Origin of the sequence: Paenibacillus residui (assembly GCF_042677205.1) — a bacterium.
Taxonomy (GTDB): Bacteria; Bacillota; Bacilli; order Paenibacillales; family NBRC-103111; genus Paenibacillus_L; species Paenibacillus_L residui.
On sequence record NZ_JBHTIU010000025.1, the window covers coordinates 13,266 to 36,362 of the forward strand.

Here is a 23,097-nt window from a genome sequence, read left to right on the forward strand (position 1 = left end):
AAGCGGATGAAGATCAGCGATAATCTGTATCTCGTGGGCAGCGGCCAATTCGGCATGCAGCTCAGCGATTTGAAGGACTGCAATGTCTACCTCGTGGATTGCGGCGAGGAAGCTGTGCTCATCGATGCCGGAGGGGGAGTCCGACCGCAGGCTATCCTTTCCAATATTGAACAGAGCGGTATTCCGCTTGAACGGATCACCCACATTCTGCTTACCCACGTTCATGGGGATCACGCTGCCGGAGCGTTCTATTTCCAGAATACTTATGGCTGGAAAGTGATCGTGTCCGAAGAAGCGGCCCCGTGGCTGGAACAGGGGGATCGGGACAAGACCAGTTTGAATCAGGCGATAGAAGCCGGGGTTTACGCCAGAGACTTCTCCTATCCCGCCTGCCCGGTTGCAGGGACGGTTCAGGATGGGGATGAGCTCCGAATAGGCAGCGTTACCTTTCGCGTGATCGATACCCCGGGACATTCCCGCGGCCATGTCAGTTATTTATGGGAAAAGGAAGGAAAACGGAGCTTGTTTTCCGGGGATGTTATTTTTGCCGGAGGGAAGATTGTTCTGCAAAACACATGGGACTGCGTCATTCAAGACTATGCGAGGTCGATAGCGCGGCTTCACGGCTTGAAGATAGACGCGCTCTATCCCGGACATGGCCCTTTCCTAAATACTCTAGCGTGGAAACATATCGAGATGGCCCATGAGAAATTCGTGAGGTTGGACATTCCGCCCAACTTGTAAGAAGATTAACCGTCAAGCACAAATTCCGGCAACGGATGAAGAAAGGTATTGGGATATGATGAGAGCACTTATAGATAAATCGGAGTTTGTCGGACTGGAGAATACGACCTGGCTATACAGCGGCGCGGAGACCCCCACGCACAGGGGGAGTATGGCCGCTGTCGAGGATTATATGCGTTCACGGAGCCTGGGGCCGATCGGAAGGGACCGCAACACGTCCGTGGAAAACAACTGCAAAGCCTTGTTGGCGCAAATGATGAATGGCCGGCCGGAAGATATTGCATTCATGTCCAATTCTTCCGAAGTGATATCGATGATCGCCAGCTCCATGGACTGGCAGGCCGGAGATAATCTGATCCTCCATACATTGGAGTTTCCTTCCGGAGTTTTGCCGTGGCTGAAGCTGAAGGAAAAGGGCATCGAAATCCGGATAGTTGAGGATACGAATGGCGAGGTAGGTGTCGACGATATCCTTCGGGTCACCGATGAGCGGACCAGGCTGGTTATGACCAGCCATGTCAGTTACTTGACCGGGGCGCGGCTGGATTACCGTTCTCTATACCGCAAGCTGAAAGAGACCCGCACACTGCTTCTGCTGGACGTAACCCAGTCTCTCGGCGTTGTTCCCGTACAAATGTACGAGGCGGATTTTGTCGTCTGCAGCTCGTATAAATGGCTTTTGTCCACGCATGGTGCCGCCGTATTCGGGATTAACCGGGAACGGATATCACTGGTTCCCGCTTACGTAGGCTGGAGAAGCGTCAAGGATATGTTCGGTCCGAATCGGTTTCAAGCTTTTGAACTGCAGGATGATGCCAGAAGATTCGAGCTGGGCTACCCGAGTTATCCGACTCTTTACTCAATGAATTTTACCGTTCAACTACTCCTGAATATTGGAATCGCCAATATTGAGCGCCATGTGCTTGAGTTGGGGAGCTATCTCATCCGGGGGCTCAAGGAGCTGGGACTTGAGGTCATGACTCCGGTACAGCCGGAGAAACGGGCGGGAAACATATCGGTAAGGCACGAGGCGGGAGAGCAAATTGCCGAGGGACTGCTGAAGGAACAAATCTATATCTGGGGAGGAGACGGCCGGTTCCGGATCTCTCTCCACTTGTTTAACGACAAGGACGATGTCGATTGGCTGCTGAACAAGCTGGCTCCGCTGTTGGCCGGGATTCAAGGGGAAGGGGGAGAGAATGGATGAAAGCTCTGATCTGGACTGCGCCTAATGAGATGGAATGGACCGAGGTGGAGCCCCCTCGCCCGGGGGAAGATGAGCTATTGATCCGCGTGGAAGCCGTCGGTATCTGCGGATCGGAAATCGAAGGATATCTGGGACATAACAGCTTGCGGGTTCCGCCGCTCATAATGGGGCATGAGTTCTGCGGCATCGTAGAGGGGACGGGATCGAAGGCGGATGAATTCATTGATATGGGAGCCAGGGTGGTTGTTAATCCGCTCCTGGCTTGCGGCCGCTGCCGATCTTGTACGAAAGGCTCGCCTCAATTATGTGTAAACCGGCAGATTATCGGGATTCACCGTCCGGGAGCTTATGGAGAACTGGTCACGGTTCCCGTATCATCGGTTATCCGGCTGCCGGATAGTATTTCTCCTTATCGGGCAGCGCTCGCCGAACCGCTCGCCTGTTCGCTTAGGGCGGTGAGGAGGGCGATGGAAGGATATGTATTTCCGAATGTGGTTATTTTCGGAGCGGGAGGCATTGGTTTGCTTTGCGCCAAATCGGCGAAGCTGCTTGGGGCCGAATCCGTTCTTATGGTGGATACGAATTCCCGGCGATTGGAAATAGCAATGGCGAACGGCGCGGACATGGTGATTAATCCGCTGGAGCGATCCGTAGAACAGGCCGCCGCGGAGATGTATGGAGATAAGGGAGTAGACGTGGTCGTAGATGCCGCAGGGTTTCAGCCGACCCGGTCCGCTGCAGCCGCTTTGCTAAACCCAGGTGGAACTTTAATGAATATTGGTTTGGGAATAGATGCTACCAGCCTGCCGGTTAATCATTTGATCCGCAGCGAAATCAATGTGCTGGGTTCCTTCTGCTACACCCGCCAGGATTTTGCCGAAGCGGTAGAGCTTCTTGTACGCGGGGCAGTTACAGAGGAGGGATGGACGGAAGTTAGGCCTCTTGCTTCAGGCGGCCAGGCTTTTGCGGATTTAGTGGCAGGCCAAGTCCATCATGGCAAGATTTTACTGGATGCGTCAGGGGGGAGAATCGGTTGAGAAAAGTAAGGGTAGCCGTAATAGGACTCGGAAGCTGGGGGGAATGCCATCTTCAAGCTTTTCATTCCCTCCCTTATGTTGAAATTGCAGCCGTATGCGATATCCGTGAAGAGAGAGTACACAGCTTGGCAGACCAATACGGGGTTCCCGGAAGGTATACGGATTATGAGCAGCTTTGTGAACAGGAAGAGATTGATTTGGTCAGTGTCGTCACGTTCGAAAAGGACCATCTGCAGCCGACGTTAAAAGCCCTGAAGTCCGGCAAGCGTGTTCTCGTGGAAAAGCCGGTAGCGACGCTCGTGGAGGAAGCAGCCGAAATGCGGGATGCGTCCATCAATCAGAATCGCAGTATTATCCCAGGTCATCTGCTTCGTTTTGATCCCAAATATGCCGAGGTTTACGAAGGGATTCGCAGCGGCTCAATAGGAAAACCACGAAGCATTTATTTAAGAAGGGGCCGAGCCAGGTCTCTCTTTGCCACCTACCGAAGAACCCATACCGTTTATGAACTCATGATTCATGATATTGATCTGGCCATCTGGTACGCGGCTAGCCGGGTCCGCAGGGTAAGGGCCTATGAGATAGCGCTGACGGACCCCGAGTGTCCGGAAATTTTGTGGGCGAACCTGGAGTTTGACAATGGAGTGCTTGCTGTATTGGAAAGTCATTGGATGACGCCCGATGAAGCGGGCATTGCCATCGCCGACACCGCTGAAATTATTGGAGAGCAGGGAACCGCTCATGTGGATACGCGTGAGACTGGTGTGCAGATTTGGAACAGCGGGGGAAGATTAACACCGGATTTAGCGATTCACCGGGACATCAATGGTTTACGGTTCGGGGCTTTGCGGGAGCAAATGAACTATGTATGCCAATGTATAGCGCAAGGGGAAGAGCCGCAGTACACTTCTTTTGCAGATGCGCTTCACGGGATTGAAGTTGCCGGGGCCATCTTGCAATCGGCGAAATCCGGTAAAGAGATTAGCTTGTAAAAAGACAGAAGCAGGAAGGAGCGGAACCGTTGAAGCTGGTACAATACCGAATGAAAGAAGGGAACAGGTCTCCAAACACGGCACGGGACCGGGAAGGGACGGCGGCTAGGGGAGAGGAGGCAGCCCTTCGTTTAGGAGCTGTCAACCGGAACGGAGAGGTCATCCCTCTCAGTTTCTCAGGGACGATGAGACAATTAATCGAGAAGGTGAGCCATACTCCCGAATATAAGCGGCAGATAGAGATAGAGGCGGAGGAGCTAACTTCAAGCCTTCCCATGTCGCAGGTCACGCTGTGTTCACCGCTTACCGATCCGGAGAAGCTGATTTTTGTCGGGCTGAATTACGCGGATCATGCCAGGGAGTCCGGGATGGACATTCCCGCGAAGCCGGTTTTGTTCGCCAAGTATAACAACTCCATAGCCGGGCCGGAGGAAGACATTTGGATCCCGGACGAGGTCAGTCAATGCGATTATGAAGTGGAACTGGCGGTGATTATCGGCAGAACCGCCCGGAACATTACCGAGGAGCAAGCGGTTGAGCACATATTCGGTTATACGATTATTAATGACGTTAGCGCCAGGGATATTCAATTGTCGGAGGGACAATGGACCCGGGGGAAGGCGATCGATGGCTTTGCCCCGATGGGGCCATGGCTCGTAACGGCCGATTCGCTGAGACATCCTGAAGAGCTGTCTATCTCTTTGAAGCTGAATGGAACTACGATGCAGAGCTCCAATACAAGAGAGCTGATTTTTAACATCCCTTATCTGGTATCGTTCTTGTCCAGAACGATGACGCTGAAGCCGGGGGATGTAATAAGCACCGGTACCCCGCCGGGTGTCGGAATGGGCATGACTCCTCCTGTCTGGCTTCAGGATGGGGATGTAACCGAAGCGGAAATCCAGGGGATCGGGATTCTTCGAAATACATTTAAGAGAGGATGCCAATGTCCGGAACATAAATAAAGCCCCATTCGATTTCCCCTGGAAAGCGAAAAGGGCGAAAATAGCGTGTTCCACATTATTTGGAAATTTGTTCTCTAGGAACCACCGCATGCGGACCGACATGTAAGGTGAGTGGAAGGGGGTTAGCCGCCCCCTTCTTAATTCGTTTGGCCAACGATTCCTTACTGTAGGCCCTCGGTGAAAACTTGGAAGGTGACGCCGAACTTGTCCGTTACACTGCCGTAAGCAGGGCTGAAGAAGGTTTCCTGCAATGGCATGTTCACACGGCCGCCTTGCTGCAGAGCTTCGAACATTTGCTTCGCCTTCTCCTTATCGTTCGTCGAGATGCAGATGGTCACTTGATTCCCGCTCTGATGAGGCTGTCCCGGGAATGTGTCCGAAAACATAAGATCGGTTTCGCCGACTTTTAACATGGCGTGGGCTACATGGTCCTTCGCTTCCGCCGGCAGAGGGAAGTCCGGATTCTCCGGCATCTCTCCGAAAGATTGGCTGAAGACGAGTTGGGCATCCAAGACTTGTTGGTAGAATTCGATTGCTTCTCTTGCATTTCCGTCCATCACAAGATAAGGGGACAATCTTAAAGACATTATTGATCAGCTCCTTGGCCATATTTTTATTACTTGCCTGCTCCATGCATTCCTCTGTGCAACATGGGTCGTTCAGGACACCGAATGAAACAAATCAAAGGGCCCACCCTCCATTATTACCCATAATTCAAGCATAAATCAGGAACATACGTTTGTAAATAAAAAGTATAAGGATGATGCTACAGAAACAAATGGGCATCCGCACTCTCCATCAAGGTCCCATTCGAATTTATTCCCTATCCGTGCGATGTTATAATGAAGGGACACACAATTTGACCGGTGGAATGGATGGGAATATGGGAATGACCGTACGAGAGCATTTTTTTGCCCGCAGTCTACATAGGCTTGGGGTGGCCCTGAATGAAATTCAGATGCAAGCCGTTCTTCAGACGGAGGGCCCTTTGCTGCTATTAGCTTCGCCCGGATCGGGGAAGACGACGACCCTTATCATGCGGATAGGCTATCTGATTGAAGAGAAGGGCGTGAATCCTTCACGAATCAAGGCGGTGACCTTCAGCCGGGCATCGGCGACCGATATGAAGGAACGGTACCGGCTCTTTTTTCCGCAGCATCCGACCGTGGAATTTTCGACAATTCATAGCTTCGCTTATGAAGTGGTGCGGGATCTCTTCCGCCGAACCGGAATGCCTTATCGAATCATTGAGGGGGATATGAAAGGGGAGAACCAGGCACCGGGTCCGGACCATCTGCCTCTCCACAAGAAAATGATCCTGAGAATGCTGTTCCATTCGATAGTCGGCGAACAGATCACCGATGACCAAATGGACGAGCTGACGACCTATATCAGCTTTATCAAGAACAGGATGGTCCCTAGAGACCAATGGTCCGGGGTTAAGGTGGGCGTTCCGGGAGCCGAGGCTGTCCTGCGCGAATACGAGAAGTACAAGGAGTCGAGCCATCCCGAGCGATTGATCGATTACGACGATATGCTGATCCTTGCTAACGATGCGCTGGAGACGGACCGGGAGCTGCTTCGCAGGTATCAAGGGAGGTATGATTATGTTCTAACGGACGAGAGCCAGGATACTTCCAGGGTGCAGCATGCCATGATCGAGAAGCTGGTTCGGGAGCACCGGAATCTGTGTGTCGTGGCCGACGATGACCAGTCGATCTATAGCTGGAGAGGGGCGGATCCGTCCTATTTGCTTAATTTCAAACAGACCTACCCCGAGGCCGTTATTATGCGGATGGAGCAGAACTACCGGTCATCCAAGGAAATTGTCGGTTCGGCCAATCAATTCATAAGACGCAACAAGAATCGCTACGTCAAAAATATGTTTACCGACAATGCCTCTTCAGAGCCTCCCAAGATTCACGTGTTTGCCCGCTACATAGACCAGACCCGATATTTGACGGAGGCAATTCAGAATGCCGAACTGCTTGGAGAAGTGGCGATTTTGTACCGAAACCATTCCTCATCCATTGCATTAATCAATGAGCTGGATCGGGCAGGGATTCCCTTCTATATGAAGGATGCGGATAATCGTTTTTTCTCGCATTGGGTAGTGGAAGATATATTGAACTTCATGAGGATGACCTTTACCGACAAGCGCCCGGACCTGCTGGAGAAAATCCATCTCAAATTTAACGGGTACATCAGCAAGCGGCAGATGGCGGCCTTGAAGGAGATCGACAATCAGGAATCGGTCTTCGACAATTTGCTGAATCATGTCCCGCTGCAGGATTATCAGGTTAAAGCCCTGCAGATGTGCCAGGAAACCTTTCGACAAATGAAGGGAATGCCTCCGCTGCACGCCATCCGGGTCATTCGCGGACGGTTGGGCTACGAGAAGGCTTTGGAGAAGATGTGTGAGCGTCTCGGGTTCCGCAAGGAATCCCTGATCGGAATTCTCAATACGCTGGAGGAAATTGCCCATTCCCTGGAGACGATGGAGGAATTTGCAGGACGGTTGAAATATTTGGAGTCGGTTCTGAAGTCCGCGAAATCGCGGAAGGGGCAGGACGCCGTGACGCTGTCCACGTTTCATAGCGCGAAGGGCCTGGAGTTCGACAGGGTGTACATGATCGATCTGATCGAGGGCATTATTCCGTCTTCGGAAGACCGGAAGGACGATTCGGGCGGGGCACCATTGATGGAGGAAGCGGCCCGTCTCTTCTATGTGGGAATGACGCGGGCAAGAACGCACCTGGAATTGTTGGCCTATCGGGAGCGGGATGGGGAAAAGACGGAGGAGTCCATATTCGTTACGGAAGTCAGAAATATCCTCAACCCGCCGAAGCCGATTTCGCAGGCCGGGAAGGCAGGGAGCGGAAATGAGGGGCGAAAGGGGAAGAAGGGCAGTCAGGGACAGGCGCCCATGGCAATCGATCCCCACGCGATAAGGACTCTATCGGAATTGCAGATGGGCGAGACGGTAAAGCATTCCGTCTTCGGACACGGGGAAATCGTCGAATTAAGTGAGGAAAGCATCAGCATACGGTTCCAAAGGGGAGTCAAGAAGCTCTCCATCCGGGTTTGTCTGGAGAAGGGGCTCTTATCGAATGGGGCGGAGGATGGATCTTAAAGTTAAATTTCGGGAAGGTGGTAAACAAAATGGCGGCCTCAAAGAAGACATTAAGGATTTGTGACAAAGGACATCGATACTACAAAAGCAGCGACTGCCCAGTCTGTCCGGTTTGCGAACAAGAGCAGAAGCCGGACACCGGATTCCTGTTACTGCTTTCCAGCCCGGCCAGACGGGCATTGGAGCACCATGGAATCACTACATTACACAAGCTGTCAGCCTATACCGAACACGAGATACTGCAAATTCACGGGATTGGACCGCGTTCAATGCCTATTCTTCGGAATGCGCTGAAGTCAATAGGCTTGGCGTTCAAGCCCGGGAGCAAAGCAAAAGGCAACAAAGCCAATGCCGTGGAAAGCGGCAAAGAGGAAAACGGGATAGCCGACCATTAACCGGTTCCGGGGCAGATCATTGACCAGTCGAAACAGCGGCTCCATTTTTTTACGGGGGCATGAAGTGGTGGAAATCGCCGAGAAGCTGCGATACAACAATTCGCAGAACTTTATCAGGGTGTTCGAGCGGATCAACGGCACAACTCCCGGAGAGTTCAGGACTTCGCGGGCAGCGTTGAAATCGCATGGCAGCCTTGCAGTGGAAGAGGATTGAACCATCAGACGGAGCCGGGATTACACGGCTCCGTCTTTGTGCTGATAAGCCTCCATCGCTTCTTTCAAAAAGCGCTCCTCTTCCTCGGTAAATGGGGTGGGGAAATCGAATGCCGTAGCCTCTTCAAGTTTTTGGTTAAACTCTGTCAAATTCCCCTTCAATGTCTTGTCCATAAGAATCATTAGCTTCCGGACCATATCTTGGGCTTCAGGAGCGAATGGAGAAACAGCTTGCTGGACCAGCGATTTTATTGTCGATAAAATCTGCATCCATTCTTGTTCTAACCTGAGCTTATCTTCGTGGTGAAGATCGAACAGTTCGTCCGCCTCTTGCTCCGGGAAGTGCCGGCGGCACCAATCCTTCGCCTCTTCCTCCCAAATAAGGGAATGGAGCATGGAGCAAAAAACGGAGACATCGACTTGATGTTGGCCGGCTATCATTTCGCTTAGGTGAGATAGGTTGGCTAAGATATGTTGAATTTCTTCCTGCTTGGCCTTAAATACTTTTTGCTGATACTGCAGGGATTCAGCCAAAGAGGCTTCGTCGATGATGCTTGTATCGATAATCTCTGCAATTTCTTTCAGCGAAAAGCGGAGAAACTTAAGAGCCTGAATTTGGTGCAGCTTCTGCAGATCAGGTATTCCGTACAAACGGTGTCCGCCTTCGGTATATCGGCTCGGAGTCAATAGTCCGATACTGTCATAATAACGAAGGGTACGGATGCTTACCCCAGACCTCTGTGCGAACTCTCCGATTGTAAAGCTCTCTTGTTCCATTGTCGTCCTCCCCTTTCACTGGTTTTAAAATAATGAATGACGGGATAAGAGAAGGTCTTCCCTCTAAGTGTACTGATGGCTGCAATACCAATCAATACAGTTTCAAGCAGTATTAATGCAAGCGAAATGGTTGAAGCAGGACTCCATAGCCTGGATAAACCAGAAAGAAGCAAAAATACCGGAAAAAAAGTAAAGTGCAGGTTCAACCCCTCCTTGGCATGGAAAGAGAAATAGTCGCTTTTTTTACGAACGGCGAAATAGACGATCAGCGGTAGAAAAAACGTCAATAGCAAGGATAAGAAGTGCATTAAGGCGGCCAATAATCTGTGAAGTAACGGTACTTGTTGCATGGTTTGCTCTCTCCTTCAACTTATGGTTATCGCTCACGGCTTCTGATGCAGAAGGTGACTGATGCCATTGTAAAAGGTGACGCGACTGGAGAATCAAGCCCGATATGCTCCAATAATAAAAGAACAGTATAAACTGTCGCTCGCTGGATCGCACGAGCAGGGCTACCGGAAAAACCGATAGCCCTGCTCCTTTTTTATCCTTTTTTCGGCAACCTAATATCGAACGTTGTTCCTTGCGAAGGCTCGCTCTCGACCGTAATGGTGCCGTTGTGGGCTTGAATAAGCTTGTAGACAATGGCCATTCCCAGGCCGGTGCCCTCGGAGGAGGAATCCGTGGTCGTGCCGCGGTAATATTGCTGAAACAGATGCTCCACCGTATGAGCCGGCATGCCTACGCCATTGTCCATGATGCGGATAGCCGCATATTCTCCTTTGTCCGCAAGCTCTACGTAAATATCGGTATTTTCCGGATTGTGGATTATGGAGTTCATAAAAATATTTTGCAGGATGCGCTGCATATATTTCGAATCAAAATCAACGTGAATGACAGGCGCATCCGTTTGAAAATGCATAGGGTAGTGGCTGGCTTGCGGATTGTTGCTAATATCGGCAACCACCCTTTTGGTAAATTCGACTATATCCTGATTCGTCTTCTGTAAGGGTAACGTGCCGTCAGCCCGATTGAGCTGGATGACGAGGCTTAAATCCTGGATCAATTCTTCCATGTGTTTTCCTTTGTCATCAATTTCCTCGATGAAAGAAATCGCCTCTTCCTTCGACCACTCGTACTGCTTATTCAATAAAAGGGTGGAGTAGCCTTTGATATAGGTCAAAGGCGTTTTCAAATCATGGGAAATCCCCGCAATCCAGTCCTGTTTGGCTTGTTCAATTTTGTTTCTCTCTACTTCGTTCGCTTGCAGTGTGACACCGAGGGATTGAAGCTGCTGGAGCACCTCCTTATACAGGCGGTAGCGCATGCGAAGCTTCCCTTGGCGGGTATATATTTTGGATAAATCGGGAGGCTGCTTATAGTTATCCTGCGAGAGTTGACGAATCCAGGCCATGATAAATCCGATCGGGCCGCCGAAATACCATCCAAACAGGCCGATGCATAGCAGTGTGCTGACCCCGAAGATCCATCCTACGAGCAAAGCTTCATTTTCCGGATTGACACGGATGTCGAAAATGGGAAGCAGGCCTTCCAACAACATGATGATGATGACTCCCGTCCCAAGCATCCAGAGAATAAGTCCTAATGCCAAATGAAGTGTGAATCGAGTTTTTATTCGCATCGGAACGCCTCATTCGGGGGGATGAACTTATAGCCGATTCCCCGCAAATTGACGATAATTTTTGGCTTCCGGGTGTCATCGCCGAGTTTTTTGCGGAGCTTGGAGATATGGATCGTGACTGTTTTCTCTTCTCCGAACACCTCATTTCCCCATACCAATTCATAAAGCTGGGCAGTCGTGAAAATATGATTGGGATGCTTGCAAAAGAAATGCAGCAATTCCAATTCCTTAGCTGTGCATTCTACAGGTTGATTCTTCACGGTCAATGTTGCAGATTCGGGATGAAAAGTAAAGTATCCATAATCGTATACCGTGTTCTGTTGATGCGTAGTCTCCACCATCCTTTGCCGGCGAAGGATCGCTTTAATTCGGGCAATAACTTCCAGAGGATTAAAAGGCTTCGTTATATAATCATCTCCACCGATTCCTAACCCCGTTAATTTGTCGAAGTCAGTGGAGCGCGCGCTAATAAAAATTATGGGCGCATTCGTATTTTTTCTCATCTCCGTGCATAGTTCAAAACCGCTTATATCCGGAAGCATGATATCGAGCAATATAATATCATATGCTTTTTCTCTGATCCGCTGCAGCGCACCTTTACCCGTCGATGCGGTGTCTATATGGGTGAAATTTTCTTTCTTCAATGTGATTTCCAACAATTTCGATATTCCGACTTCATCGTCTACGACTAATATTTTTGCCGATTCCATCGATCTTCCCTCATTTCAAACTTATCCTGTCCATCTCTTTCCATTTTACCCTATTTAAAAATGTTACGACTATTTTCCGCAGCGTTTACTTTGATTTTACTTTCATTCCTTAAGCTTAGTGTAGCACATCAATATGAACTCGGGAGGAAATCAAAGTGGAAGCTATCATTGAAATCAATCGAGTCAGCAAGACCTTTCAGGGCACGGAAACAATATCGAATGTCAATATGACCGTCAGCAGGGGAGAAATTTATGGATTTTTAGGCCCGAATGGAGCAGGCAAAACAACCATCATGAAAATGATTTTAAATCTGGTCAAACCATCTTCCGGCGTGATTAAAGTGTTCAAGCAGCCAGTTTTGCCAATATCTTATCAATATTTAAAAAGGATAGGCAGCATCATCGAATATCCCGTGTTTTATGACCGGCTAACGGCGGAACAGAATTTGGAGTTTCATTGTAAATATGTGGGCTATGGCGATAAGACAGCGATTAAGGAAGCGCTGGGAATCGTAGGTCTTCATGGAGTGGGGAATAAAAAAATCCACGAATTTTCCTTAGGTATGAAGCAGCGGCTGGGGATTGCGCGGGCGATTGTTACGAAGCCTGAAATCCTCATTCTGGATGAACCTATTAATGGGTTAGATCCTATCGGGATTAAGGACATACGCGAGCTCCTCTTGCTTTTGAAAGAGAAATACGGGACAACCATATTAATTTCGAGCCACATCGTATCGGAAATCGAATCTGTCGCCGATACCATCGGCATTATTCATCATGGGAAATTATTAAAGGAAGTAAAGATGGAGTCCATCCGAAGGCAAAATTCCGGATCGTTGGAAGAATACTTCATCAAACTAATTCATGGAGGCAATCTATATGCTTAAACTGATTCAACTTGAGTGGGAAAAAAGTAACGTATCCAGTTATTTTAAAGGATTAGCCATTTGCATTGCCGCTATTTTCGCTGCCGTTGCTCTGATGGCGTGGGGTTCTCACGAGGAAAGCAGCCACATGTTTCCGGATTATGCCGCATTCATGTCTTTAACAAATATTTTGATTCGCATCGTGTATATCATTTTCTCAAGCGTTATCTTATCGCGATTAGTAATTGAGGAATACAAGAGCAACATGATTCAAGTGCTGTTTACCTACCCGCTGCAGCGGAAAAAAATCATTCAAGCCAAGCTATCCATTGTCTTTGGATTCTGTTTCTTCAGCATCCTCTTAACGACGTTGATCATTAATCTGTTAACTTACTTCTTGAACCCGATAATGGGTTTATTCGAAGCGCCGGTTCGTATAGACGAAATGGCGGCTGCCATTCCAGCAACGTTGTTGAGTGCATTTATGATAGCTGGAATCAGCTTGATTCCTTTATCCTTTGGCATGAGGAAAAAATCCACGGCTTCCACTATCACCTCGGCTGTCATCATTGGATTTGTCATTAACGCGACGGTTTCGGATGGGGGAACCTCGACCAGCTTGTTCCAGTTCATAGCCATCCCGATTATACTCTGTCTGCTGGGTCTAATTATAGGGTATCTTTCTTTTTTCAAAGTGGACAAAATCGATGTGCGTTGAGATTTACACCTAAATTAAGCATTCCATTCCGATCGCCATCGTATTATGGCTGGTTGTTTATAATGCTCGTCTGTCAGGGGAGTGATGGTTTCTCCTTGTACTCTATCATTGCCTTAACGAAGATCGGTTCGGTGCCTCCGGGAATCTATGAGGCCTTTACTTCGATACGCCACAACATGTCGATAAGAAGGAGGGGGAAATAGATGGCGAATCAAGTGCTGATATGGAGTTGTTTATTATGGGTTGCCACCATCATTGTCAATGCGATTCCTAATCTTGAAACGGGAAGTCAGAAGATGCTTATCAGTCTGTTTTATATGGGCGGACTTGGAGTCTAGGGCGGAATCGGATGGCTGGTCACGAGGAATAAGGGGTAACTGGAAGGACATTAATGAGGTATAAAAAATCCCCGCTTAGCCGTAAGGCAAGGCTGGGGATTTTTATACCTAAAATCTATTTGCTATCTAATAGTTATTGCCAGTCAAACGTTCCGTTCACACTAACGTTAGCAGTATTTGTATCTGGTGTGCCGATAACGACATAGTATTCACCAGCATCTAGGGTGCTTGTACCTATAGTTCCAGAAGCACTACCTCCTGATAAATTTGAAATATAGTACTGTATATTAGGGTCGTTTTTACTTACAAATCCAATTTGAATATCTTGTCCGGTAGGAGACCAGTTTACACTATATTTTAATTTGTCTTTGCCTGGATCAATGTAATAGGTTGAAGAACTGGCCACGTAATGATTTGGTTCTAAACTTGAAGAGCTGATTGAAAAACTGGCCAAGATATCAAAGTCAGGACTCGTGTCCTCAATTACCTCAAGTACTCCAGCAGTTTCAGCTCTTTGGTAAGATTCTTGCTTCAAGACCTCATTTTGATCAGGTTGTTCGATCTTAACAGATTTCGGTTTTTGTAATACAGCTTCATCAGTAACTCCATTCCCATCAGTATTGTTAGATGCGAACGCAGCAACCGATCCTAGCAATACTAATACTAAAGACAACGAAATGACAGAAAACCACTTCTTTCCTTTCAAAGACATACAAATTCTCCTTTCATATTATTATAACAACCCATAATAAAAAGAAAAAACACCTCCTTTATATTAGGTATCTATCCAAAATTTGGGTTGTTATATACTAAGACACCGTCAACTTCAAAAACGTTCTACGAAAATTAGCAAAATCAAAATTAAGCGGGAAAACACAGAGAGGCTCTCTGTGTTTTTTTACTAGGTTCATATCGGGTCGCAACATAAGAAATTTGTAAGAAACGAGTAAGAAATAAGCAAACAATGATTTTTATAATGAAGCTTGTAACGAAACGGAGGTGGTTTAATGCTGGAACTGATGAGGCTCGAAATGCGCAAGTTTCCCGTCGGTCCTTATATTCGCGCGGCAGCGTTAGCCAATGTCGTGGTTTTGGCCCTTATTTGTCTGGTTAGTATCTTCGGCGAGGTGAAGGAGGCTCTGTCTCATTACGGCATGGCTTTTACGCTCATCGATACGATTATGCGGGGGATTTATATTGTGTTCGCAGCGGTGCTGCTGTCACGAATAATCATCGATGAGTTCCGCAGCAGAACGATCACGCTTCTGTTCATGTATCCCATCAACCGCAAAAAGCTCCTCGCAGCCAAGCTGCTTATCGTGGTGCTGTTTACGTTGTGTGCGATTTTTGCGGGCAATTTGTTCGTAGGGATCGGCTTCTATGTGTTTAATCTGGTCACACCTATCGTACCGGAGCCGATAACTGTATCTGTGGCGGCCCAGTCCCTGATAACGATGGGGATGAGCGCCTTGGCGACAAGCTTCTTAAGCTTGATTCCGTTGTTCTTTGGAATGCGCAAGCATTCCATTGCGGCCACCATCTTATCATCGCTAATTGTTGTGATGCTCGTCTGTCAGAATGTTGACGGCTTCTCGCTGTACTCTGTCATTGCCGTGCCGATTAGTTTGGCGCTTCTGGGAATCTCTGTGGCCTATATGTCGATACGCCATATCAAACATGCTGATGTATGAAATAACGAAGTAGAGGAGGAAAAGAGATGGCCAATCAAGTGTTGAAATGGATCTTTTTATTATGTGTGGCCACCATCGTCGCGAATGGGCTTCTTTATATGGGAACGGGAAACTAGAAGTTGCTCATCAGTTTGTATAGCGCGGCCGGACTTGGAGTTTTAAGCGGGATCGGATGGCTGTTCACGAGGTAACTGGAAGGAAATTAACGGTATACTATCATAGGTATTACCTCCCTTCCGGAGATTAAACCGCCCCCCCATCCGAGAATATCGAGTGATTCTATAATTTTACTTCCCATGATTACAAGTTCTGTGTGTCCTACCCTGAAATAAACTGGAAATAAAAATTTCGAAAAATTGGATAGGGAAAACTATATATGCAACTTTACTTTTGTCGTCGACCCCGATAGTGTAATAACACCCGGGGACCGACGACATATTGATTTTTGGAGATATACGAAGGAATAAGGAGAAAAGTAAAGATATTCTGGAGAATCTTCTTTTCTTAACTGGGTGAAAATAGCAAGCAGGACATAAGAGCAGAATGTAGAATGTTTATATGACGATGTTTTTACGGGTTCAGTAACTACCTATGAGGATTTGAAATTACTCAGCAACCGCTTTGTTTAAGCGAGTTTCTAGGGTTCAGTAACTACCTATGAGGATTTGAAATTCAGTAGGGTCGTATGCACGGAATTTAATGCGAAGGTGTTTAGCAACTACTTATAGGGCAAAACTATTAAAAATGGTAAAGCTAGGCTAAGGGTTCAAACGTTACCTGAACGACAAAAAAAGTAGCGATCACAATGATGAAATTTTCTGAAAATGGAAAGGAATCAATCCAATGTGGCAACAAATCGATGATTTAAAGCGTCAGATTGATGCGAAGCGACCGCTGCATCCGGATCTAATGAAAACAATCGCTCAGAAATTTCGTGAAGAGTGGACGTATCATTCAAATGCTATTGAGGGCAATACGTTTTCGTATCAGGAAACCGCTTTTTTTCTCCGTGAGGGACTTACCATAAAGGGGAAAACGTTGCGTGAACATCTTGAAATTGTAAATCACGCCGAAGCAATCGATTATCTCCAGGACGCTATTCAAGACAGAAAGCTTAGCGAAAGATTAATTAAGGATTTTCATGCCATCCTCTTTCAGGGCGTACGAAACCTTGATTTTCAGCCGGGCGAATATAAAAAGAAAGATAATCATGTCCTAACGATTTCGGGGAAAATCCATCATTACACATCATATGTTCAGGTTCAGCAAGAAATGGAGAATTTGATACGCTGGTATGAGGAGTCTAAGAAACATCCGGTAGAACTTGCCGCCATGTTTCACCATAGATTCGTTGCTATCCATCCTTTTTCGGATGGCAATGGGCGGGTTGGGCGCTTAGCCATGAACTTTATCTTGATGCAAAATGGTTTTCCTCCGGCGATCATCCGAAATGAGAACCGACAAGAATATTATACTGCGTTGGAGCAGGCTGACCAAGGCAACCCCAAGCCTTTTATCCAGATCATCGCAAATGAAGTCTTTCACGCGTTACAATTGATGGCATCGGTCTAACGCGGTCTAACGTTTTCCGGTTCAAGTTCTCTTTTTGGTTCCGATGATAATAACGTATTTATAAGGATTTGAAATAACGCTTCAGGTGAGTAATCCTCTTTGGATAGATTGAAATTAATATTTGTCGTCGACCTCCAATAGCGTAAAAATCCCCGGGGATCGACGGCACAATGGTTTTGGGAGTAGAACGAAGAAAGTGGATGAGAAGTAAAGATATTCTGGAATAATCTTCTTTTCTTAACTGGGTGAAAATAGCAAGCAGGACAAAGAGGCTGAATGTAGAATGCTTATTATGATGCCGTTTTTACGGGTTTAGTAACTACCTATGAGGATTTGAACTCACGAGAACAAGGAGCAGATCACCCCCGTCCGATAACATATATGGTATTTTAAGAATGGGAGGCTGGTAGCATGCGAGCGACAAGCATTTTGAAAAGACTGGAATCCCTCGATTATGTCGTCGAGGAGAACGTAATCTATCCTGCCGTCTATATGCCGTTTGATGAAGTTTCTGAGATAATTGACGACTATGTAGACGGGAAAGGAATCAATTTCAAGTCCATCCCGCTTCCGCGCCGGAGGCGCTCTTGAAATGTGGAAGGGAGCCTATCGGCTCCCCTGAGTGGTATATCCGTTTGCGTTGCTGCTGCATTTGGATTTGCTTTTCGTAGGCTCTCTGCTCCTCGTCAGTTAGTGTATACTTAGCGAGATTTCAGCCTCCCAATCCCGGAACATCTCCCGAGACATGCCATCCGGTTTCGCCGCTTTTTATTGGGGTTTTTCACCCCCGACGCGGCACTAACGTTTAGTAACTACCTATGAGGATTTGAAACTCGTTCATGACAAGCTGATTCTTGTCCTTCGTTAGCGTTCAGTAACTACCTATGAGGATTGAAACAATGTTCCGTTTTCAATCATCCCCAGATATACAGTCGGGAGCCGCTTGAATCCATATAGCTGTCGCGTCTTCGTTTGTAACGCACCTATAAGGATTTGAATCTGTCAACGAGTAGCAGGTGTACAGTTTAGATATTCGGTTTATAAACCCACCTTGCCCCCTCCCAATAACACCTATAGCCCGCAGCGGGGTTCCCCAGAATCATGCTGCGGGCTAAAATCTGCCTTGAAAAACGACACTATCGTCGTTTATAATGAATTAAACCGACATTCATGTCGTTTTCGTAAAGGAGGGTAAGCTTCATGGCCCCGAAGGTCAGCGATGAATACAAAATACAGAAGAAGAAAGAACTGCTGGAAGCGGCGGAGAAAGTGTTCGTTCGCAAAGGTCTGACTCAAGCGACGATGCAGGATGTTATGGAGGAGGCAGGAGTATCCAGAGGGGCGTTGTACTCTTATTTTGACAATATAGAGCATGTGTTTGTAGAGGTTATGCAGCAGGAGGACCAGCGGGAGCTACTCTTCTTCGCATCGGAGGAGCGAGCCCCTTCGTGGACGGCGTTAGCCGGATGGATCCGACAGCAAGAAGGGAGCATAGAGTGCATCCGGAACTCTCTTCTGCGGGCTAAGGCGGAGTTTTTCCTGACGGTCCATGATGTGCGAAATTCGCAGGCCCACCCTTATGTTACGGAGCGGTATCAAGCTTTGGCGGACGCTATTACGAGATTTATTGAATTGGGGATGGAGCAGGGAGAGTTTCAGCCCCGGCTGGCTCCTGCGTCTGTCGCTTTATATTTAATTTCATTTATGGATGGATTGATGCTGGACACGTACCAGTTAGGGTCGGAGAGAACCCGGGTCAAGGAGCAGCTTGAGGCTCTGCTTTTCTCATTGCAGGGAATGCTGAGTCCGGTCAACCATTAGCCTCACGGCGGGAAAGGAGCAACAGTGATGTTATTCGAATCTTCGAAAATCACTTTCAGAAAAATGACGGCGGAGGATGCAGAGCTCTATAATGGGTGGCGCAATGACTTGGAAGTGATGCACACGACCAATCCTTATTTGGATATTTATCCGCTGGAGGAGACGAGAAGCTTCGTCCAGCAGGTGATCCTGGGCTCTCCCTCCTCGAAGAGCTACATCGTTATGGATAAAGAGACCGGAACGCCGATCGGAATCACTTCATTAATTAATATCGATCTGAAAAACCGCAATGCCGAATGCATTATCGATATTGGAAATAGAGCGTACTGGGGACAAGGATACGGGAAGGAGACGCTGCGGCTGCTGCTCGATTATGCGTTTCTCGAAATGAACCTGCATCGTGTGTCGCTCAGGGTCTTTTCCTTCAATGACAAAGCGGTCAAGCTGTATGAGAAGCTGGGCTTTCAACATGAGGGGATTTCCCGGCAGTGCCTGTTCCGTGGAGGGGCATGGCATGACATCATTCATATGGGACTCCTTCAGGAGGAGTATTTGGCCGAATCGCGACAATGATAAATAGCTTTGAAAAGCAGCCATCTCCTAAGTTTAGGGGATGGTTTTTATTTTTGGAAGAAGTCATCATTGTGGCATCAGAAAGTCATAAGGATGGTGGCCGGCTATTCCGCCTGCAATATAGAATGGAGTTGTAAGGGCTTACTTCACCTTGATGAGAAGGGGCTGGATCATGAGAAGGTTGTCGCATTTAAGGAAAAGTCTGAAAAAGTACAAATGGCTGCTTCTTATGACATTGCCGGGAATTGTGTATTTGTTCATCAACAATTACATCCCGATGTACGGCGTCATCCTTGCATTCAAAAATTATAATTATGTCGACGGGATTTGGGGGAGCGAGTGGGCCGGGCTTGATAATTTTAAATTTTTGTTCAACTCGCAGGACGCCTACATCATTACCCGGAATACCTTCCTCTACAATTTCGTCTTTATCGTTCTGAATTTGGTTCTATCCGTACTGGTGGCGCTTCTGATCAATGAAATCAAGGACAAAGTGATCAGCCGGTTCTATCAGAGCACTTTCCTGCTTCCGCATATTATCTCTATGGTTGTAGTCGCTTATCTGGTGTACAGCTTTCTGAATGCGGACAGCGGTCTTGTGAACAGGCTGTTGATCAAATGGTTCGGCGCCGAGGCGATATCCTGGTACGGCGAACCGAAGTATTGGCCGTATATTCTCGTCATTGTTAACGCCTGGAAAAATGTCGGCTATCTCTCCATCATTTATTTTGCCTCGATTATAGGAATAGACAAGGAATATTATGAAGCCGCCACTATCGATGGCGCTAACAAGTGGAAACAGATGACCCGGATTACGATTCCGCTCATATTACCCGTCATCATCACCATGACTCTGCTTGCAATCAGCGGCATCCTGCGGTCGGATTTCGGATTGTTCTATCAGGTGCCTATGAATACCGGCGCTTTAATTCCGACGACAAATACGATCGATACCTTTGTGTACCGGGCCATGATTCAATCGGGGGATATCGGAATGTCGACGGCGGCGGGATTCTATCAATCGGTAGTCTGCTTCGTTCTCATCTTGGCGGCGAATACGGCTGTCCGACGCATCAATAAACGGGACGCATTATTTTAGACAAGGGGGAAATGGGAATGGAGTTGAACCTAAACGGGAAGAAGGAAGAAATTGCGGTGAAATTGACCCTGAAAAAACGCATGGGCTCATCCTTGATTCACCTGTTTTTCTGGGCATTTACCATTGCCTCGATAGTTCCGTTTCTTCTCGTATTCATGGTATCCATATCCAGCGAGGAATCTATTCTCCAGAATGGTTACTCATTGTTTCCGAGTGAAATCAGCTTTGCGGCTTATCAATTTCTGTTCAATGATTTTTCAGAAATCGCGCGAGCCTATGGAGTCACCATACTGACCACTCTCGTCGGCACGGCTGCCAGTCTGTTGATCACCGCTTTTTTTGCATACCCGTTATCCCGGCCGGACCTTCCCTTCCGCCGCACCATTTCCTTCTATATCTTCTTCACGATGCTGTTTGGCGGAGGGATGGTGCCTTGGTACATCACCTATGTAACGATGTTTAATTTGAAGAATACGATTTTTGCCATGATTATTCCCAACCTGCTGCTTAGCGCATTTAACGTGCTGCTGATGCGCAGCTTCTTCGCCTCGACCATCCCCGAATCGGTTATCGAATCCGCAACCATTGACGGGGCCGGTGAGCTGAAAATATTTTTTCAAATCGTCGTACCGCTTTCTCTGCCGATTATGGCTACGATCGGGCTGTTCAACACATTATCCTACTGGAACGACTGGTATAACTGCATGCTGTTTATCGATAAGCCCGAGCTCTACAATATCCAGTATTTGATGACGAAGACACTCACCAATATCCAATATCTTCTGATGAAGTCCAACAGTTCGGCCCAGGTCGGCGAGCTGCTTGCCAAAATGCCGCGCGAAACGGTGCGGATGGCCCTTGCCATTGTCGGAATTGCCCCTTTATTGTTCGCCTACCCGTTCTTCCAGAAATATTACATCAGCGGGATTACAAGCGGCGCGGTCAAAGGTTAGATAGAATCGGAATGCCTTAGAGGAGGTGAGGTTGGCAGGATACTGCGGCTTCCATGCATGTTTTACAAAGATTAAACGAGGAAGGGGACGCCATGACATGAAAAAAACCTACCATTTAGTATGGATGATTATGTTATGCGGAATGCTGGCATTGACAGGCTGCGCTAAAGGGGAAGCCGGAAAGACAACGGATTCCGGGACTACGCCCGCAACAAAGACGGGAGGTACCAGTCCTTACAAAATCACGCTAGTATACCCTGCGACCGCACCCAAAGGTCTGCAGCTTGTGCAGGATGAAATGAGCAAATATTTGACGGAAAAGATCAATGCTACGATTGAGCTTAAACCTATCGAATGGGCTTCCTGGGACGATAAAACCAATCTGATGAAGATATCCAACGAACCGTTCGATCTTATGTTTACGGCCAGCTGGTTCTCGTATGCGAAGGATGTGGCCAAGGGGCAGTATCTGGAACTTGACGAATTAATGGCCGAATACGGCAAGGATATTCCAGGGATTCTCGGTGAGGATTTCATTAAAGGCTCGAGAATCGGGGGCAAGCTGTACGCGCTTCCTACCAAGAAGGAGTTCGGGCAGGGCTTCGGTTTTCTGCTCGACAAGAAACTGGTTGACAAGTACAAGTTCGATATCAATGGCGTGAAATCTCTCGAGGATATGGAAGCTATGTTCCAGACGATCAAGGAAAATGAGCCGGGAGTTACACCGATCGTATCAAGTAAATTTACGAATATTTGGGAAGCGGCGAATTACGATGGAATCGTTGCGAACCTGGCTATTCCCCTCGGAAGCAAAGAACTGAAGGCTATAGACACGCTGGAAGACCCCAATTTTATTAATTTCTATAAACGTATGCATCAATGGAACCAGAATGGCTGGTTCGATAAGGATATCCTGACCTCGGATGCCGATCAGGGCTTGAACATGATCAAGGCAGGGAAGGCGTTCGCCGTTGCCCAATCCTTGAAGCCGGGGAAGGACCGGGAAATGAGCGTGAGCCTGGGGATTGAGCTTGTGCAGGTAGAAACGGCAGAGCCTTTTACGACGACAGGGGATGCCCAAGGGGCCATGCTGGGAATATCCCGGACGTCCAAAGATCCTGCGAGAGCGATGATGTTCCTTAATCTGCTCTACAGCGATCCGAAGCTTCTGAATATGCTGGACTGGGGGATCGAAGGCAAGCACTATGTGAAGAAATCCGATAACATTATCGACTATCCGGAAGGCATGAATGCAGATACGCAAACCTACCCCAATCCCGGAGGCTGGATGTTCGGCAATCAGTTCAACTCCTACCTGTGGGTGAACGAAGATCCGAAGAAGTGGGAAAAGTTCGAGGAATTTAATCAACGGGCAGAGCGTTCCATCGCTCTCGGCTTCACCTTTAACCAAGAGCCTGTCAAATCGGAAATGGCTTCTTTGGCGAATGTGGAGAAAGAGTTCGGAGCAACCTTAAGATCGGGCGCCGTTGATCCGGAGAAGATTATCGCCAAGTGGAAGGAAAAGCGGCAGGCCGCCGGCTTTGACAAAGTCCGGGCGGAAGTCGACAAGCAGTTGGCTGAATGGGCGCAGAACAAATAACGGATATATAAGAGACGAGAGGGAAATCTGAACCGGGACTATCGTTATGAG

23 protein-coding genes and 2 pseudogenes are annotated in these 23,097 nt (G+C 47.9%); 19 read left to right on the forward strand and 6 right to left on the reverse strand.

All coding sequences use genetic code 11. The annotated features are described in order from the left end of the window. Nucleotides 1-6: 6 nt before the first annotated feature. The 5 genes from ACFQ03_RS06925 to ACFQ03_RS06945 are packed head-to-tail and all read left to right on the forward strand — an operon-like array spanning nt 7 to nt 4,945. Nucleotides 7-744, forward strand: a complete 738-nt coding sequence (locus ACFQ03_RS06925) for an MBL fold metallo-hydrolase (RefSeq protein WP_379287045.1) — start codon at nt 7-9, stop codon at nt 742-744. Between the two features lie 55 nt (nt 745-799). Next, nucleotides 800-1,951, forward strand: a complete 1,152-nt coding sequence (locus ACFQ03_RS06930; protein WP_379287047.1) for an aminotransferase class V-fold PLP-dependent enzyme — start codon at nt 800-802, stop codon at nt 1,949-1,951. After that, nucleotides 1,948-2,988 (forward strand): galactitol-1-phosphate 5-dehydrogenase, encoded by a 1,041-nt coding sequence (locus ACFQ03_RS06935; protein ID WP_379287049.1) that lies wholly within the window; start codon nt 1,948-1,950, stop codon nt 2,986-2,988. Before ACFQ03_RS06930 ends, ACFQ03_RS06935 begins: the two co-directional genes overlap by 4 nt. Then, on the forward strand, nt 2,985-3,980 hold the full coding sequence (locus ACFQ03_RS06940; protein ID WP_379287051.1) for a Gfo/Idh/MocA family protein: 996 nt from the start codon (nt 2,985-2,987) through the stop codon (nt 3,978-3,980). The genes ACFQ03_RS06935 and ACFQ03_RS06940 overlap by 4 nt, the downstream gene beginning before the upstream one ends. Before the next feature lie 29 nt (nt 3,981-4,009). Then, nucleotides 4,010-4,945 carry a fumarylacetoacetate hydrolase family protein gene (locus tag ACFQ03_RS06945; RefSeq protein WP_379287053.1) on the forward strand — a complete coding sequence of 312 codons (936 nt, stop codon included), beginning with the start codon at nt 4,010-4,012 and terminating at the stop codon, nt 4,943-4,945. Between the two features lie 161 nt (nt 4,946-5,106). Here ACFQ03_RS06945 and ACFQ03_RS06950 read toward each other — a convergent pair whose 3' ends face one another. Beyond that, nucleotides 5,107-5,532 carry a VOC family protein gene (locus ACFQ03_RS06950; protein WP_144938083.1) on the reverse strand — a complete coding sequence of 142 codons (426 nt, stop codon included), beginning with the start codon at nt 5,530-5,532 and terminating at the stop codon, nt 5,107-5,109. A 302-nt stretch (nt 5,533-5,834) separates the two neighbouring features. Here ACFQ03_RS06950 and ACFQ03_RS06955 point away from each other — a divergent pair, with 302 nt between their 5' ends. The 3 genes and pseudogenes from ACFQ03_RS06955 (at nt 5,835) to ACFQ03_RS06965 (ending at nt 8,687) form a co-directional block, all read left to right on the forward strand. Next, nucleotides 5,835-8,078, forward strand: a complete 2,244-nt coding sequence (locus ACFQ03_RS06955; protein ID WP_379287089.1) for an ATP-dependent helicase — start codon at nt 5,835-5,837, stop codon at nt 8,076-8,078. Between the two features lie 29 nt (nt 8,079-8,107). Continuing rightward, nucleotides 8,108-8,395: pseudogene (locus ACFQ03_RS06960) on the forward strand (RNA polymerase alpha subunit C-terminal domain-containing protein); the annotation flags it as partial. A 97-nt stretch (nt 8,396-8,492) separates the two neighbouring features. After that, complete coding sequence (locus ACFQ03_RS06965) at nt 8,493-8,687, forward strand: AraC family transcriptional regulator (protein WP_379287055.1); 195 nt, start codon at nt 8,493-8,495, stop codon at nt 8,685-8,687. Between the two features lie 20 nt (nt 8,688-8,707). Here the strand turns inward: ACFQ03_RS06965 and ACFQ03_RS06970 are convergent, their stop codons facing one another. From ACFQ03_RS06970 to ACFQ03_RS06985, 4 genes are all read right to left on the reverse strand, one after another. Beyond that, nucleotides 8,708-9,463, reverse strand: a complete 756-nt coding sequence (locus ACFQ03_RS06970; protein WP_150959851.1) for a MerR family transcriptional regulator — start codon at nt 9,461-9,463, stop codon at nt 8,708-8,710. Continuing rightward, nucleotides 9,412-9,813, reverse strand: coding sequence for a DUF4870 domain-containing protein (locus ACFQ03_RS06975; protein ID WP_150959850.1), 402 nt, complete (start codon nt 9,811-9,813; stop codon nt 9,412-9,414). The genes ACFQ03_RS06970 and ACFQ03_RS06975 overlap by 52 nt, the downstream gene beginning before the upstream one ends. A 194-nt stretch (nt 9,814-10,007) precedes the next feature. Next, nucleotides 10,008-11,105: a sensor histidine kinase gene (locus tag ACFQ03_RS06980; RefSeq protein WP_379287058.1), complete on the reverse strand. Its 1,098-nt coding sequence runs from the start codon at nt 11,103-11,105 to the stop codon at nt 10,008-10,010. Beyond that, nucleotides 11,096-11,815 carry a response regulator transcription factor gene (locus ACFQ03_RS06985; protein WP_379287060.1) on the reverse strand — a complete coding sequence of 240 codons (720 nt, stop codon included), beginning with the start codon at nt 11,813-11,815 and terminating at the stop codon, nt 11,096-11,098. The genes ACFQ03_RS06980 and ACFQ03_RS06985 overlap by 10 nt, the downstream gene beginning before the upstream one ends. Nucleotides 11,816-11,970: 155 nt before the next feature. On the opposite strand from ACFQ03_RS06985, the pseudogene ACFQ03_RS06990 reads away from it, so the two are divergent. The 3 genes and pseudogenes from ACFQ03_RS06990 to ACFQ03_RS07000 form a co-directional block, all read left to right on the forward strand. Further along, nucleotides 11,971-12,657: pseudogene (locus ACFQ03_RS06990) on the forward strand (ATP-binding cassette domain-containing protein); the annotation flags it as partial. Between the two features lie 37 nt (nt 12,658-12,694). Further along, on the forward strand, nt 12,695-13,399 hold the full coding sequence (locus ACFQ03_RS06995; RefSeq protein WP_379287062.1) for an ABC transporter permease: 705 nt from the start codon (nt 12,695-12,697) through the stop codon (nt 13,397-13,399). A gap of 203 nt (nt 13,400-13,602) precedes the next feature. Continuing rightward, nucleotides 13,603-13,737 carry a hypothetical protein gene (locus ACFQ03_RS07000; RefSeq protein WP_379287064.1) on the forward strand — a complete coding sequence of 45 codons (135 nt, stop codon included), beginning with the start codon at nt 13,603-13,605 and terminating at the stop codon, nt 13,735-13,737. Nucleotides 13,738-13,870: 133 nt separating this feature from the next. Here ACFQ03_RS07000 and ACFQ03_RS07005 read toward each other — a convergent pair whose 3' ends face one another. Continuing rightward, nucleotides 13,871-14,449, reverse strand: a complete 579-nt coding sequence (locus tag ACFQ03_RS07005) for a hypothetical protein (protein WP_379287066.1) — start codon at nt 14,447-14,449, stop codon at nt 13,871-13,873. 295 nt (nt 14,450-14,744) lie between these two features. Between ACFQ03_RS07005 and ACFQ03_RS07010 the strand changes: the two genes are divergently transcribed. From ACFQ03_RS07010 to ACFQ03_RS07045, 8 genes are all read left to right on the forward strand, one after another. Continuing rightward, entirely contained in the window at nt 14,745-15,428 is a 684-nt protein-coding gene (locus tag ACFQ03_RS07010; protein WP_225312520.1) for an ABC transporter permease, read from the forward strand. Nucleotides 15,429-16,271: 843 nt separating this feature from the next. Continuing rightward, on the forward strand, nt 16,272-17,000 hold the full coding sequence (locus tag ACFQ03_RS07015; protein ID WP_379287068.1) for a Fic family protein: 729 nt from the start codon (nt 16,272-16,274) through the stop codon (nt 16,998-17,000). A gap of 411 nt (nt 17,001-17,411) precedes the next feature. After that, nucleotides 17,412-17,591: a hypothetical protein gene (locus tag ACFQ03_RS07020; RefSeq protein WP_379287070.1), complete on the forward strand. Its 180-nt coding sequence runs from the start codon at nt 17,412-17,414 to the stop codon at nt 17,589-17,591. A 609-nt stretch (nt 17,592-18,200) separates the two neighbouring features. After that, on the forward strand, nt 18,201-18,821 hold the full coding sequence (locus ACFQ03_RS07025) for a TetR family transcriptional regulator (RefSeq protein ID WP_379287072.1): 621 nt from the start codon (nt 18,201-18,203) through the stop codon (nt 18,819-18,821). Between the two features lie 27 nt (nt 18,822-18,848). Further along, a complete protein-coding gene (locus tag ACFQ03_RS07030) occupies nt 18,849-19,394 on the forward strand; it encodes a GNAT family N-acetyltransferase (RefSeq protein WP_379287074.1) in 546 nt (181 codons plus the stop codon). 172 nt (nt 19,395-19,566) lie between these two features. Further along, nucleotides 19,567-20,493 carry an ABC transporter permease gene (locus tag ACFQ03_RS07035; protein WP_379287076.1) on the forward strand — a complete coding sequence of 309 codons (927 nt, stop codon included), beginning with the start codon at nt 19,567-19,569 and terminating at the stop codon, nt 20,491-20,493. An 80-nt stretch (nt 20,494-20,573) separates the two neighbouring features. Next, nucleotides 20,574-21,446 carry a carbohydrate ABC transporter permease gene (locus ACFQ03_RS07040; RefSeq protein ID WP_144938178.1) on the forward strand — a complete coding sequence of 291 codons (873 nt, stop codon included), beginning with the start codon at nt 20,574-20,576 and terminating at the stop codon, nt 21,444-21,446. A 97-nt stretch (nt 21,447-21,543) separates the two neighbouring features. Further along, the gene (locus ACFQ03_RS07045) at nt 21,544-23,046 is read left to right on the forward strand and encodes an ABC transporter substrate-binding protein (RefSeq protein ID WP_379287078.1); all 1,503 of its coding nucleotides are present in this window, start codon (nt 21,544-21,546) and stop codon (nt 23,044-23,046) included. Nucleotides 23,047-23,097: the final 51 nt, after the last annotated feature.

Coding starts and splice junctions, on each gene's coding strand:
- ACFQ03_RS06925 (WP_379287045.1), top strand. CDS start 7: ATGAAGATCAGCGATAATCTGTATCTCGTGGGCAGCGGCCAATTCGGC.
- ACFQ03_RS06930 (WP_379287047.1), top strand. CDS start 800: ATGATGAGAGCACTTATAGATAAATCGGAGTTTGTCGGACTGGAGAAT.
- ACFQ03_RS06935 (WP_379287049.1), top strand. CDS start 1,948: ATGAAAGCTCTGATCTGGACTGCGCCTAATGAGATGGAATGGACCGAG.
- ACFQ03_RS06950 (WP_144938083.1), bottom strand. CDS start 5,532: ATGTCTTTAAGATTGTCCCCTTATCTTGTGATGGACGGAAATGCAAGA.
- ACFQ03_RS06955 (WP_379287089.1), top strand. CDS start 5,835: ATGACCGTACGAGAGCATTTTTTTGCCCGCAGTCTACATAGGCTTGGG.
- ACFQ03_RS06970 (WP_150959851.1), bottom strand. CDS start 9,463: ATGGAACAAGAGAGCTTTACAATCGGAGAGTTCGCACAGAGGTCTGGG.
- ACFQ03_RS06975 (WP_150959850.1), bottom strand. CDS start 9,813: ATGCAACAAGTACCGTTACTTCACAGATTATTGGCCGCCTTAATGCAC.
- ACFQ03_RS06980 (WP_379287058.1), bottom strand. CDS start 11,105: ATGCGAATAAAAACTCGATTCACACTTCATTTGGCATTAGGACTTATT.
- ACFQ03_RS06985 (WP_379287060.1), bottom strand. CDS start 11,815: ATGGAATCGGCAAAAATATTAGTCGTAGACGATGAAGTCGGAATATCG.
- ACFQ03_RS06995 (WP_379287062.1), top strand. CDS start 12,695: ATGCTTAAACTGATTCAACTTGAGTGGGAAAAAAGTAACGTATCCAGT.
- ACFQ03_RS07000 (WP_379287064.1), top strand. CDS start 13,603: ATGGCGAATCAAGTGCTGATATGGAGTTGTTTATTATGGGTTGCCACC.
- ACFQ03_RS07005 (WP_379287066.1), bottom strand. CDS start 14,449: ATGTCTTTGAAAGGAAAGAAGTGGTTTTCTGTCATTTCGTTGTCTTTA.
- ACFQ03_RS07010 (WP_225312520.1), top strand. CDS start 14,745: ATGCTGGAACTGATGAGGCTCGAAATGCGCAAGTTTCCCGTCGGTCCT.
- ACFQ03_RS07015 (WP_379287068.1), top strand. CDS start 16,272: ATGTGGCAACAAATCGATGATTTAAAGCGTCAGATTGATGCGAAGCGA.
- ACFQ03_RS07020 (WP_379287070.1), top strand. CDS start 17,412: ATGCGAGCGACAAGCATTTTGAAAAGACTGGAATCCCTCGATTATGTC.
- ACFQ03_RS07025 (WP_379287072.1), top strand. CDS start 18,201: ATGGCCCCGAAGGTCAGCGATGAATACAAAATACAGAAGAAGAAAGAA.
- ACFQ03_RS07030 (WP_379287074.1), top strand. CDS start 18,849: ATGTTATTCGAATCTTCGAAAATCACTTTCAGAAAAATGACGGCGGAG.
- ACFQ03_RS07035 (WP_379287076.1), top strand. CDS start 19,567: ATGAGAAGGTTGTCGCATTTAAGGAAAAGTCTGAAAAAGTACAAATGG.
- ACFQ03_RS07040 (WP_144938178.1), top strand. CDS start 20,574: ATGGGCTCATCCTTGATTCACCTGTTTTTCTGGGCATTTACCATTGCC.
- ACFQ03_RS07045 (WP_379287078.1), top strand. CDS start 21,544: ATGAAAAAAACCTACCATTTAGTATGGATGATTATGTTATGCGGAATG.